The sequence below is a fragment of the Caulobacter sp. DWR3-1-2 genome (assembly GCF_049896225.1).
Lineage (GTDB): Bacteria > Pseudomonadota > Alphaproteobacteria > Caulobacterales > Caulobacteraceae > Caulobacter.
On the sequence record NZ_JAFCTW010000011.1, the window covers coordinates 1 to 12,423 of the forward strand.

Below are 12,423 nucleotides of genomic sequence, written 5' to 3' on the forward strand. Positions count from 1 at the left end.
TCCGAGCCCACTGATCGTCCCGAAGAACTTCGCCTTCCAACACCGCCTCCAAAAAGCAGCGTTGAATCAGAACCGCCTCTCGATGGGAATCCTAAATCGTCACTACGGCCTAGAGCATTAGCCGCAAAAGGCGATTATCCTGACCTCCGGTTATAGCGAGGCTCTATCCGACAGTAAGGAAAAGGGCTTTCCCCTGTTGCAGAAGCCGTATTCGGTCGAGGCGCTCTCACACATCGTCAGAAAGAGCGACAGGCGCCGGTAAGACGCTACGCGCCGCAGGACCCAGGCGCGAGAGATCACGACGTGCAAGCTCCCCCTCCCGCGACCTATCCCCTAATTCACGCTCGACCTGCCCAGCGAGCCCGGAGTAGAAAACATGCAAGGTCGGGGGACCTAACTGAAACTTGTTGCGTCGGCCACGACGCGTCCAGTGTGAGGCCCCCGATGGCTATTGAGCCCAACCGCGCCACATTGGGTTCGACCGACGAATTTGCGGCTGCTCTCGAAGATTTCTTTGATAACGGCTCGATCGGGCTTCATCTGGTTGGGAGCGATGGCCTGGTACTGCGGGCGAACCAGGCGGAACTGGATCTGCTCGGATATACTGCGGACGAGTATATCGGCCGGCCAATCGCCGCCTTGCGCGCCGATGCTGAAAGCAATGCCCTGAACAGCTATCACGGGGCGAGCACCGGCAAGCCGGCCGAGGTCTCGGGCGAGCTGTTCTTCAGGCTCGACGGGTCCAGCTTCCCGGTTGCCGGGGTAGAATTGATCGGCAAGCCGTTCACGTTTGAGCAGATGGCGGCCCGTGTTCGGGATGTCCTGGACACCCGAGCCAAGCCGTGAAGGCGTTCGCGAGCAGCGCGCACTCTCTCGCAAGGTGTGCCTTGTCAATGATGTCAGGCGACGCGTGTCGGACCCAACGGAGCTGGCCGATCATCGCCCTCAGTGGAACGACCCGGTCCCGCATCGCTTTCAACCTGGCCAGAGCCTATTTTGCTGGACCTGCGCCGGGGAAGATTTCCAGATGAGCGAACGGGAGCTCGCCGTGCTGGAGCCAGACCGGGCCTTCCTCGACGGCGAGGATGATATGCGCCGGCGCCTGCGTGTTTTCGACTGGACGTCCACATCGCTTGGCGCACCAGCGGAGTGGCCACCCGTCTTGAAGGCTCTTGTCGAGCTCATGCTAAACTCGAAACAGCCCATGTTCGTCGGCTGGGGCAAGGACCGGATCTGGCTTTACAACGATGCGTTTAACGCCCTCGTCGGACCCGAAGCAGACCCCCCAGGTCTGGCGGACGAACAGCGTTGGCCCTATGCAGGGTCGCCGTTGCAGCCCGTATTCGAGCGCGTGTTCACCGGCGCTCCAGCGCTTATCACGGCCTCGACCCTCGGCCTGGACGTGCGAGGCCGGGTCGATGCGCACTTCGACATCACGCCTGTTCGCGGCGAACGTGGCGGCGTCACCGGGCTCTTGGGCGTCTGGGCAGAGACCCCTGCTCAAATCCACGAGGACCCAAAGCCATTGGCAAGCATTGAGGAAGAACGCGAGCAGCTTTTTGAGATGAGCCGCGATCTCCTAGCGGCGGCGACATACGACGGCTTTTTGCGACGTATCAACCCGGCCTGGTCGCACCACCTCGGGAGGTCTGAAGAAGACCTCCTTGCGAGGCCGTTTTCTGAAATCATCCATCCTGATGACCTCCCCTTCGCGGCCCAGGTCGTTGGGGCCTTGCAAAAGGGGGAGCCCGTCCATCAATTTCGCATCAGGCTGCTGAGGTCGGACGGCCAAGCCATGGCGTTCTCATGGTCCGCCGTGCCCGATCCGCAGTCCGGCAGCCAAACCTTCTATACCGTTGGCCGCGACGTCACGGACGACGCGCCCGAACTGCGACGAAGCGAAGCCCGCCTCCGCTTCCTCGACACCCTCAACAGGGCCCTCTCAACCCTCGACAATGCCGACGCGATCCTGGCCATCACCACGCGGATGGTCGGCGAATATATGGGCGGTTCGAACTGCGCCTATGCTGACATGGACGCCGATCAGGACGGCTTTACGGTCCGAGGCGATTGGGCGGCGCCAGGTTCGCAGACCATTGTTGGCCACTACAGGCTTGCTGACTTCGGGAAGCTGGCGGTGGCCAACCTTGGCGCTGGCCGGCCGCTGATCGTCATGGATAATCTGGCCGAGCTTGCCCCCGAAGAGGCCGCGACCTTCCAGGCGATTGGGATCGCCGCCACGATCTGCATGCCCCTCGTCAAGGACGGTCGGCTGACAGCCTTGATGGCGATCCATGACGCGGCCCCGCGCTCATGGACCGAGGACGACCTGGCGCTGATCGGCGAAGTCACCCAGCGCTCGTGGGCTCATATTCAAAGGGTCGGCGCCGAAGCCGCCCTCAGGACGAGCCATGGGCGGTTCGAGGCCGCGGTCGCGGCGGTCGAAGGCCTGATTTGGACCAACGATCCCGAGGGACGCATGGTAGGAGAGCAGCCGGGCTGGGCGGGGCTCACCGGACAGTCTCGAGACGAATACCAAGGCTATGGTTGGGCCGCAGCCGTGCACCCGGAGGATGCTCAGCCTACCGTCGATGCGTGGGAAGAGGCCGTCCGCGAGCGCAAGCCGTTCTTGTTTGAGCACAGACTGCGCCGCGCCGACGGCGCTTGGCGCACCTTCTCGATTCGCGCGGTCCCGACCTTCGGCTCGGACGGCTCCATTGTTGAATGGGTCGGTGTCCACACCGATATCACGGCCCAGCGAGCGGCTGAAACCGAACTCAGAGACTTGGCCATTACCTTGGAAAAGCGCGTCGCGGCCGCGCTCGCCGAACGCAGGCTCCTGGCTGATATTGTGGAGGGCACAGACGCCTTCGTGCAGGTTGTTGACTTGGAGTTCCTCTGGATGGCCGTCAACCGGGCCGCCGCTGATGAGTTCGAACGGATTTATGGGGTGCGACCCAAGGCTGGCCTTTCGATGCTCGATCTCCTGGCGCCCCAGCCCGACCACCAGGCCGAGGTCCGCTCGGTCTGGGCGCGGGCCCTAGGAGGGGAAGAGTTCACGGAAGTCGGGGAATTCGGCGACGCCACGCGTGGCCGCAGGTCCTATGAGATGAAGTACAACGTGTTGCGCGACGCCTCCGGTGAGCAGATCGGGGCGTACCAATTTGCCTACGATGTGACCGATCGCGTTCGCGAGCAAAAGCGCCTGAGGTTCGCCGAAACCCAGTTGCGTCAGGTCCAGAAGATGGAGGCCATGGGCCAGCTGACTGGCGGCGTGGCGCACGACTTCAACAACCTGCTCACCCCGATCCTTGGGGCGTTGGACATGCTCGAACGCAAGGGCGCCAGGGGCGAGCGCGAACAGCGCTTGGTTTCCATGGCGATCCAGTCGGCCGAGCGCGCCAAGACCCTGGTGCAGCGCTTGCTCGCCTTCGCACGGCGCCAGCCCCTGCAATCGACAACCCTTGATGTGAGCGAATTGGTGGCTGGCATGGCGGATTTGGTCGCCAGCACGATCGGCCCCCATATCAAGGTGGTGGTCGAGCTAGAGGACCGGCTGCCGCCAGCGTTGGCCGACGCCAACCAGCTGGAAATGGCTCTGTTGAATCTCGCTGTCAACGCGCGCGATGCGATGGAGGACAATGGGACGCTGCGGCTGACGGCCCGGAGCGCAACCATCAAGCGCGGCGACCGCGCCGACCTCGAGCCTGGCCGCTATGTCATCGTCTCCATAGCCGATACTGGCGTGGGAATGGATCAGGCCACTCTGGCACGAGCCATCGAGCCCTTCTTCTCGACGAAGGGCGTCGGCAAGGGCACCGGGCTTGGGCTCTCAATGGTGCATGGCCTCGCGGAACAATTGGGCGGGAGCCTGACCATACAAAGCGGCCTTGGCGTCGGCACCACCGTAGAGCTTTGGCTTCCGCAAAGTGAAGAGGCGGTTCGCCCGACGACAGGGGATCCTGAGACATCGTTTTTGACCGAAGGCCCTAAGGGCACAGTTCTCCTGGTGGATGACGAAGAGTCGGTGCGGGCAATAACAGCTGAGATGCTGACGGACATGGGCTGGGCCGTCCAAGAGGCTAGTTCGGCTGAAACCGCCTTGGCCATGATCGAGGCCGGCCTTCGGCCCAGCCTGATTGTCACCGACCATTTGATGCCCGGAATGACGGGCGTGGAAATGGCCGCCGCCGTGAAGGTCGCTCTTCCGGAAGTCCCGATCCTGCTTGTTTCTGGTTTTGCGGAGCACTCCGGCGTATCGCCGGAGCTGCCTCTTCTCAGTAAGCCCTTCCGAAACACAGACCTTGCGCGAAGCGTCGCTTGGCTTACCGCGAGGCCGGCCGCCACGGCGATGACAGCGGGCACGAACCAGCCGGAGACCTGATCGGCCATCCGCTGGATCGGAGCGCGGCTGCGTTGCGCGTCGGCGACCATCTGCACAATGCGTGAGAGCAAGGTGTCGGCGCCCACCTTCTCGGCCCGCATCACGAAGGAGCCGGTCTTGTTGATCGAGCCGGCGATGACCTTGCCCCCTGGCTGCTTGGTGACCGGCATGGACTCGCCCGTCACCAGGGACTCGTCGATCGACATGCGGCCTTCGACGATCTCGCCGTCCACCGGCGCCCTCTCGCCTGGTCGGACCCGCAGCCGGTCGGCTACGAGGACAAGGTCGAGCGTGACCTCCTCGTCGGTCCCGTCCTCGCGGAGGCGCCGCGCGGTCTTGGGAGCCAAGTTGAGCAGGGCCTTGATCGCCCAGCTGGTTCGTTCGCGGACCCGCAGTGCGAGGACCTGCCCCAGGAGCACCAGCACGGTGATCACGGCGGCCGCCTCGAAACAGACCGGAACGGCGCCCGCCGCGTCGCGGAAAGCGGGCGACGCGCGCCCATATGCGCAGTGGAGACTGGGCGAGACGCCTTCGCGGGGTATCTGCCGCAACGGCAGAGATGGGGATTTGATCCAAGCCAAGCCAAGCCAGGCCGTTCAATCGCCTAGACCCGCATCCAAGGCCCGCCACGCGCCGCAGCTTGTGTTCAGGACGATCGCCGTGGAGACAACTTGCGGCTCCCCATTCAGATGACGAAAACCGGCGCGAAGCCGCCCCCCGGCGTCCTGAAGTTGGTGGTCTGTCCCTGGTAGACGCGGGCGGCCATCAGAAGCGGTGAACCAGCATAGGTGTAGAGGCGCATGTCCAGCTTCAGCGACTGGATCTCGCCGTCGACCCTGGTCCGCCGTTCGCGGGGCGCGGCGAACGCCTGGGCGATGTAGCCGCCTTGCCGGATGTCCTGCCAAACGCCTCGGGTGATCTTGTCGCCGCGATAGACCGCCTTGCCCCCATGGCCCGCCGCCGGCTTGAAGAAGTAGCGCTTGCGCGCCGCCCAGAGCTGGTCCGCATTATCCGCGGTGACCATGACGGTGGCGGGCACGGCCGCCAGGCTCTGCCGCTGGCTGGATGTGATCGCCCATCGGCTCGCCGCGCCCGGGTCGGAGAGCAGGGTCAGGTTGCGCTTGTCGGCCAGGAGCGCGTGATTGCGAGGGTTGGGCGTGAGCACAACCGCGCCAGCCATATAGGCCTCTCGCAACGGCTCATGGCCGCTTTCGCTCAGGGCGAAGTCCACCAGGCGGTTGTAGACAAGATCGACCGCCTGGTCCTCGAACTCCAATCGGCCCTCGACGAAGCGCAGTTGCTCCGGATCGACCACCCAGGCCTTGAGGCCGTTGCGCTCGAAGAAGCGTTGCGCCAGCAGAAACTCGGGAAGCAGATATTGCTCCCGCAGCCGATCATCGACGATGGCGACTGTTCGCGGCTGTCCCACGCGACCTTGCGCCCGCCACTCCGCCAGGAACATCTTCCAGACGATCGCGTCGAATTCATCTGGAGGCGCCCCACGCATCGCGTCGTCCGCCTCGCGGCAGCAGGCCCTCTGCGCACGCGCCAGCATGGCGTTGAGGAAGGCGCCCCCGGCATTGGTATTGACCTCGATGAGCTTGGACCCCTCGGCGCCGAGATGGAAGTCGTAGCCCATGAAGACGCCGCAAGGGCCGAAGTCCTCCATGAGGCGCGGATCATCGAAGCCTTCTTCGCCGACCTGCTGGACGAGCTGTTCGGTCCCATCCCGTGACACGCTGGAGACACCGCCATGGGCCGCCTAGCCCCATCGGAGCCGACCACCACCGCGCCGGACCACGGCGGTGATGCTGGATCTTCAGCATTTTGGCCGAGGGCCTTCCGTTAAAACACTGGTTCGAGACCCCTTTGCCCGCGTCAACGACGTAGAATTGATCTGGGATGTCCGCGCGAGCCCGACCTCCCGGTCCTGACCGTCTACAGGCGACAGGCCGCCGTTGTGCAGAAGCCTTCAGCGAAGAGTTGGCCTCGGCGTTTGACGTGAAAGCCGGGAGATAAGTCGCCAGTAGAAACGCGGCGAGCAGTAGGGGTACAGCATGCCCGACCCGAACAAGCCTCAACGTCTTCTCACTGTGCAGCAGCGTGGAAAAAAGGCTCTGACGCACATTTGGTGACGCGATCAGGTGGCATGGCCAATCAGCCGGGCCTGTAGGACATCTAGCTTCCCCCGGCCGTACATCTGGCGCTGAGTAGGGCTGGGTTGATGGTCTTGGCGCCAATGGCGCCGCGGATCTGGCGCATCGACTTGCGCACCGCGTCGAGGAACGCGCGGCTGGCGTTCTCCATCAAGTGCCAGCAGTCGGCGACCTGGACCGCATGCGGAACCGCTTTGGCGGCCGCCAAAGCGTAGGCGCCGCCCCGATCGCGAGCGACGATGGCGATTTGCGGTTGCTGGCTCAGCCAAGCATGAGCCCTGGCGCGGCTCGCGGTCTGGAAGCAGGCTGATGGGCCGCCTCCGTTCCAGATCACCGATGATCGTCCCGTAGCGATGGTTGCGTCGCCAGACCCAGTCGTTGATGCCAACCACTGTGGGCGGCGTGGGCGCTGGAGAGCCGCGCCGGCGGACTACCCGCAGCAGCGTGTCGTTGCTGACCGGCAGCCTCATAAGAGCTCCTGGCGCACCATTTCGGCCGCCGCAGAGGGTGCAGGTTGAGCGCCGCCCAAGCCGCTTGCTCCCTCCGGAGAGCAAATGGCGCTGGACGTTCCGTTGCTGTGGCGTTGGCCCGAGGATCCGTTGCGTTTGCCGTGCGCGGGAGGCGTAGCCGGACGCGCGAAGGAGGAACTTCGCGGCGAAGGCGCGTCCTTATCCTGTACAGTGGAACTGTCGTTCTTATGGGACTTTTCCAGGCGCCGGGATCTAGGCGCCTGGGCGGCATATCTCTGCGCAAACCCCGCGGGCTCAAGATAATGGGCCCGGCGGGCTTGCGTCGCCTCGCGGAACGCAGCGTCAGCGGCCTCCATTTCGTCCAGGCGGGCCACCAGCGGGGCCAGGTTATTAGGGCCCCGTTCCCTGTCAAACTCCTCAGTGCTCGGGGGCCGGGGGTTTGACAGCGAACGGGGCCGCCGCGAAGATCGCGTTGCCTCCGACGAGCGTCAGCAGAGGTCGTGCGGCGTTCGCTGCGCGGCGGGCACGGCGAGATTCACGTCAGGGCGGCCGATCTGGTGTGAAGAAGGTGACTCACCAAGGGATCGCCGCGCCGTCCCAGGCGTAGAACCCACCGGTCGCCTCGGGGCTTAATCCGTCAAGGACACGCAGGATGTGGCCTGCCGCGACCTGCGGCGTGAAAAGCCGGGCCGGCGGGGTCTGCCCGATGAACGGCCGGCTGAGCGGCGTCGCCACCGTACCCGGATGGATCGCCACGCAAACACCAAGCGGATGGGTGCGTGCGTGCTCGATTGCAGCCGTGCGGATGATCATGTTGAGCGCGGCCTTCGAGGCCCGGTAGCCGTACCAGCCGCCCGCCGCATTGTCGGCGATGCTGCCCACCCGCGCCGACAAGGATGCAAATGCGCTGGCGCGGTCACGCGGCATCAAGGGCAGGAAATGCTGCGCGACGAGCGCCGGGCCGATTGCGTTGATCTGGAACTGCCGACCCAATGTGTCCGAGTTCAGGGTCCGAAGGGACTTCTCCGGGCCAAAGCCTGGACCGTGCAGCGCGCCGGTGGCCACGATGACGCGGGTTGGCATCCCCAGGGCCGCCACCCGCCGCGCTGCCGCCAAAAGGCTCGGCGCCTCCAGTATATCGGCTTCGATCCAGGTCTGATCCGCGTCATCGATCAGATCCGACGGGCGCTGCCGTGACAGGCCGACCACATGCCCGTACCGCGCATCGCGCCGAAGCGCCTCGAGGAGGGCTCGACCGATGCCGCCGCCTGCTCCGATCACCACCGCGATGTCGCCGTTCCCCTCGCTGGTCACTGCGGAACCTGCAGGACCCCGACGCACAGCCCGCCGACGGCGCCGATCGTGAGACCGGTCCTGAGCCGGGCGTACCAAGGCGGCAATCCCTTGGCGCTGACGTCCCAGGCCCAGTTCAGGGCCAAGGCGGCGGTTAGCACGGTCAACTGAAGGCGGGCTGCGTCAGGGAGGAAAACCAGGGCCGCGAGCCCCGCCAGGGTCGGCGTCATGGCCAGCCCCACGACGATGGGATCGGGCGCGGCGTCCCGCACCGCCAGCCCCCATCGCGCCCCGCCCAGGAATGAAAGGATCAGGGCGGCATAGACGGCTTCGATCGCCGCAGCGACGTCCACCCATTTCGGCGCCAGTACGCTCGCGACGGCCAGCGACCAGAAGGGAATGATCCCCAGAACGCCGTAGGCCAGGACGCCGCGCGGCGTATGTCCCGTTCGCCCTGTCATCGCTTCCTCGTCCGCCGCGCCAGGCCCCATCGCAAGATCGTCTGCAATCCCGGGCGCAATCTCAGAAAGAGGCCGTAGGCTCGTTCCAGGAGCCAAAGGACCGGCGGCGGCGAGGCCAGCACGGCGAGCGGGCGTAGGGCCGGCAGGACACCCCACATGGCCACGAAGGCCGCCGCCCCGGCGACCACCGGCCCGCCGCGAGGCTGGGCGTGCAACCGCGCCAACCGCGCCACGCGATCGTTCGGGCACGCACCCGGTAGGCTGAGATCGACGAACTCGATCGCCGAGCCGCGATCAAGCTGACTCATCAGCCCGATCTCCGCCCTGCAGATCGGGCAGTCGCCATCGTACCAGACGGTCAGCGAACGCGGGTCGGCCACGGCTACTGGGGGCCTGACAGCCATGCGAACGCTGAGTGATTGTGAATGGACTCGAAGTTTTCTGAGGAGACCTCATAGCGGGCCACGCGGGGATCGGCGGACAGCGACACAGCGATATCGCGCACGAGATCTTCCACGAACTTCGGGTTCTCGTAAGCGCGCTCGGTCACATACTTTTCGTCTGGTCGCTTCAGAAGCCCCCAGAGCTGGCAGGACGCGCTCGCCTCAGCGATATCGATGAGGTCCTGCAACGGCAACACGGCGCCCTGCGCCAGCGTCGCGGCAATGGTGATGTGCGAGCGCTGGTTATGGGCGCCGTAGAGCGAGATCTCTTTCGAGCACGGACAGAGGCTGGTGACCGGGGTCAGGATCTGCTGAGTGATCGACAGTTGGCCGTTGGCATGTTCGGCGCGGAGCGTCAGCTGGTGGTCGAGCAAGCTCTTGATCCCCGAAACGGGCGCGGTCTTGCGGACAAAGTAGGGCATCCGCATCTCGATGACGCCGCTCTCGGCGCCGAGGCGCGTCAGCATGGTCGCCATCAGGCTTGATAGGGTTTCCGCGGAAAGGGGCGCCTTGAAATCCTCCAGCACCTCCAGGAACCGCGACATGTGGGTTCCCTTGGCGTGGGCCGGCAGGGACACGTACATGTCGATGACCGCAACCGAAGGCTGGACGCCGTCGTGCGTGGCGATGAGCATCGGATAGGTAACCGATTTCACGCCCACCCGCTGTATGACGATGTTTCGAGAATCCTCGCTGGACTGCACATCTGGCATCAGCGCGGTGGTGATCATGTTCATGGCGGGCTCCGCGTATTTGTCCTGGACAAATACGCCTTGAAGCCCGATTGTCCAGAAAATAACTGATAGTTGTCCATGACAAATATAGATGCACCCGACAGCTCGCGCCTGATGAGCATCGCGGCGGTCGAGCGCGACTGCGGCTTGCCCAAAGACACGCTGCGCGTCTGGGAGCGACGCTACGGTTTCCCCAAACCGTTGAGGGACCACAATGACGAACGGCTGTACCCAGCCGATCAGGTGGCCACCCTCCGCCTGCTCCGCCGTTTGGTGGCTGCGGGCCATCGTCCCGGGAGAGTGGTCGGCCGCCCGGACGAGGACCTTTTCGCCCTGCTACGGCAGATCGACTCCCAGGCGCCGCGGTCCGTCGGGGGCGAGGGCCAGCAGGTTCTGAAGCTTCTGGAGGCTTATGACGCGGCCGGGCTGCGGGAGGTTTTGAACGCCATGGTCATGCGGGCCGGCTTGGGCGCGTTCGCAGCCGAAATCGGGCCTGGGCTAGCAGAGGCGGTCGGGGTCGCGTGGTCGCGGGGCGAGCTTGAGATCCATCAGGAACACCTGTTCACCGAGCAGTTCACGACCGTCCTGCGCAGCGCCATCAATGCAGCCCAGGGCGCAGGCGTGCCGCGTCGTCGCCCGCGGGTTTTGTTCAGCACCTTTCCGCAAGAACCGCATGCTCTCGGCCTGCTGATGGCCGAGGCGATGTTCACGCTCGAAGGCTGCCTCGGCATTTCCTTGGGCGTGCAGACACCGATCCCCGAAATTGCTGCTGCCGCCAGGGCGCACGAGGTCGACATCCTGGCGCTGTCGTTCTCGTCGATGATCCCGGTGACTCAGGCGGTCGCTGGCCTCTCTGAACTGCGCGCCCTCGTGCCCAGTACCGTAGAGATCTGGGCCGGCGGCGCCTGCGCCGGCCTACGACCGAAGCCCGGCGTCCGAGTGCTGCGAGCGCTAGCCGCCATCGGGCCCGCAGTTACGGCGTGGCGGGCTTGTGAAGATGGAAGGATCGCTCAAGTGTGATGCAACCGAGCCGATTAGACAGATATTCTCAACAGCAAAAGCAAGACCGCAACAATCAGAAGGAAAAGTCTCATGAAAAAGTTTGTAGTTCACATTTGGAGTTACGTATTCGACCATAATGTCAGCCCGCTGCGTCATATCCCGGACGTGCCCACTAGACATATGATACTGCAGATTCTGGCTTGGATGTGGGTTTCGGCCTTTTCTATTGCTATTGGTAGCTATACGTTCTTCGCCGTAAGTATGATTGGACACATAGCTCTAATAGCAGCTGCGGCCATAACTGTTGCGACCTACACAGCCGCAGAAAAGAAGCCAGCGTTGTTTGCATTTCAATCGGCACGTAGGCCCGACGGGGAGCACGAATAGAACTCGTCGGATGCGGGCTCTGGCGGCTTGAATTGCACCCGCTAGAACTTGCATGGCCTTCGACTCAATCGCAATCGGCCGCCGTACACCGCACCGGAGCACGCCACCAAAGAGCCGGCGGCGTGCTGACGGGTCGCAAGAGAGTAGGATGATTATGAGACGGAGAGTATTGGGCGCAGTACTGGGCGTCACCCTCATCGGAACCGTTGCGATGGCCGTCGAAGAACCACCCTTTAAGGCCGTCCTCCGCGAGGGCGCTTTCGAAGTCCGCGACTATCCGGCCCTGGTGGTTGCTGAGGTGACCGTCGGCGGGGACCAGAAAGCAGCGGCCGGCAAAGGCTTTCGCCTGCTCGCCGGCTATATATTTGGTGGCAACAAACGCCGCCAGAGCATCGCCATGACGGCGCCGGTGGCCCAGTCGTCGATGAGCGAGAAGATCGCCATGACCGCGCCGGTCACCCAGACCCAGAGTGCAAACGAATGGGTCGTGCGCTTCACGATGCCGAGCGCCTATTCCTTAGCGACGCTTCCCGAACCTAACGACCCTAAGGTGCACCTGCGCGTTCTTGCGCCCGCCCGCTTTGCGGTTCTCCGATTCTCTGGCCTGGCGCGGAAGGACGATGTGGCCGCCAAAACCTCCGAGCTCGAAAAGATTACTGGAACACACCACCTCCGCGCTGTCGGCCCGGCGTCGCTGGCCCAGTATGATCCCCCGTGGACCCCCTGGTTCTTGCGGCGCAACGAAGTGATGATCCCCGTCGCGCCCTGATTGCGCCTGATCGGCCAAACGGCGGCAGCGGCCTGCAGCTCTCACAGCGGCCAGGATCTGCGGTCGTGGCGCTCGTCGCGGGACGCTCTTGTCGATAGTGGCAGGCTTGGCGGGTCAACACCTCTGCGCGAATGACATGGGACCGCTCGCCGCACCATTCGCAGGGGAGACTTGCGATTTCCTGTTTCGAGCACAGGACCGATTGCGCGCTCTTTCCCGTGCATCGTGGCGAGGACGGCGACGGTGTTTTTGTAAGGACGATCATCAGCCGCCATGTTCAGAAGTAGCTCTCTTGTGAGGTGGCGCCGGAAATTCGGACAGTTG

10 protein-coding genes and 2 pseudogenes are annotated in these 12,423 nt (G+C 64.3%); 5 read left to right on the top strand and 7 right to left on the bottom strand.

Translation table 11 applies throughout. The annotated features are described in order from the left end of the window. The first annotated feature begins 444 nt into the window (after window positions 1–444). Both ACP696_RS14980 and ACP696_RS14985 read left to right on the top strand, forming a co-directional pair. On the top strand, window positions 445–846 hold the full coding sequence (locus ACP696_RS14980; protein ID WP_426030354.1) for a PAS domain S-box protein: 402 nt from the start codon (window positions 445–447) through the stop codon (window positions 844–846). A 358-nt stretch (window positions 847–1,204) separates the two neighbouring features. Next, window positions 1,205–4,384, top strand: coding sequence for a PAS domain-containing protein (locus ACP696_RS14985; RefSeq protein WP_426044015.1), 3,180 nt, complete (start codon window positions 1,205–1,207; stop codon window positions 4,382–4,384). On the opposite strand, the pseudogene ACP696_RS14990 reads toward ACP696_RS14985, so the two are convergent. The 7 genes and pseudogenes from ACP696_RS14990 to folE2 all read right to left on the bottom strand — a co-directional run. After that, a pseudogene (locus ACP696_RS14990) lies at window positions 4,339–4,872 on the bottom strand (haloacid dehalogenase); the annotation flags it as partial. The gene ACP696_RS14985 and the pseudogene ACP696_RS14990 sit on opposite strands and share 46 nt — an antisense overlap. Before the next feature lie 197 nt (window positions 4,873–5,069). Beyond that, entirely contained in the window at window positions 5,070–6,122 is a 1,053-nt protein-coding gene (locus tag ACP696_RS14995) for a hypothetical protein (protein ID WP_426043986.1), read from the bottom strand. A gap of 464 nt (window positions 6,123–6,586) precedes the next feature. After that, a pseudogene (locus ACP696_RS15000) lies at window positions 6,587–7,040 on the bottom strand (transposase); the annotation flags it as partial. 543 nt (window positions 7,041–7,583) lie between these two features. Continuing rightward, window positions 7,584–8,324 (bottom strand): SDR family NAD(P)-dependent oxidoreductase, encoded by a 741-nt coding sequence (locus ACP696_RS15005; RefSeq protein ID WP_426011250.1) that lies wholly within the window; start codon window positions 8,322–8,324, stop codon window positions 7,584–7,586. Continuing rightward, window positions 8,321–8,764, bottom strand: a complete 444-nt coding sequence (locus ACP696_RS15010) for a DUF3429 domain-containing protein (protein WP_426011249.1) — start codon at window positions 8,762–8,764, stop codon at window positions 8,321–8,323. The genes ACP696_RS15005 and ACP696_RS15010 overlap by 4 nt, the downstream gene beginning before the upstream one ends. Further along, complete coding sequence (locus ACP696_RS15015) at window positions 8,761–9,144, bottom strand: DCC1-like thiol-disulfide oxidoreductase family protein (protein ID WP_426011248.1); 384 nt, start codon at window positions 9,142–9,144, stop codon at window positions 8,761–8,763. The genes ACP696_RS15010 and ACP696_RS15015 overlap by 4 nt, the downstream gene beginning before the upstream one ends. Window positions 9,145–9,146: 2 nt before the next feature. Next, window positions 9,147–9,944 carry a GTP cyclohydrolase FolE2 gene (gene folE2, locus ACP696_RS15020; RefSeq protein WP_426030350.1) on the bottom strand — a complete coding sequence of 266 codons (798 nt, stop codon included), beginning with the start codon at window positions 9,942–9,944 and terminating at the stop codon, window positions 9,147–9,149. A 111-nt stretch (window positions 9,945–10,055) separates the two neighbouring features. On the opposite strand from folE2, the gene ACP696_RS15025 reads away from it, so the two are divergent. From ACP696_RS15025 to ACP696_RS15035, 3 genes are all read left to right on the top strand, one after another. Next, window positions 10,056–10,961, top strand: coding sequence for a MerR family transcriptional regulator (locus tag ACP696_RS15025; protein ID WP_426011246.1), 906 nt, complete (start codon window positions 10,056–10,058; stop codon window positions 10,959–10,961). 72 nt (window positions 10,962–11,033) lie between these two features. Then, the gene (locus tag ACP696_RS15030) at window positions 11,034–11,330 is read left to right on the top strand and encodes a hypothetical protein (protein WP_426030348.1); all 297 of its coding nucleotides are present in this window, start codon (window positions 11,034–11,036) and stop codon (window positions 11,328–11,330) included. 211 nt (window positions 11,331–11,541) lie between these two features. Continuing rightward, window positions 11,542–12,099: an SOUL family heme-binding protein gene (locus tag ACP696_RS15035; protein WP_426011245.1), complete on the top strand. Its 558-nt coding sequence runs from the start codon at window positions 11,542–11,544 to the stop codon at window positions 12,097–12,099. Window positions 12,100–12,423: the final 324 nt, after the last annotated feature.

Bases quoted from the DNA above. Each gene is read 5' to 3' on its own strand.
- ACP696_RS14980 (WP_426030354.1), top strand. From the start codon at position 445: ATGGCTATTGAGCCCAACCGCGCCACATTGGGTTCGACCGACGAATTT.
- ACP696_RS14985 (WP_426044015.1), top strand. From the start codon at position 1,205: ATGTTCGTCGGCTGGGGCAAGGACCGGATCTGGCTTTACAACGATGCG.
- ACP696_RS15010 (WP_426011249.1), bottom strand. From the start codon at position 8,764: ATGACAGGGCGAACGGGACATACGCCGCGCGGCGTCCTGGCCTACGGC.
- folE2 (WP_426030350.1), bottom strand. From the start codon at position 9,944: ATGAACATGATCACCACCGCGCTGATGCCAGATGTGCAGTCCAGCGAG.
- ACP696_RS15025 (WP_426011246.1), top strand. From the start codon at position 10,056: ATGAGCATCGCGGCGGTCGAGCGCGACTGCGGCTTGCCCAAAGACACG.
- ACP696_RS15030 (WP_426030348.1), top strand. From the start codon at position 11,034: ATGAAAAAGTTTGTAGTTCACATTTGGAGTTACGTATTCGACCATAAT.
- ACP696_RS15035 (WP_426011245.1), top strand. From the start codon at position 11,542: ATGGCCGTCGAAGAACCACCCTTTAAGGCCGTCCTCCGCGAGGGCGCT.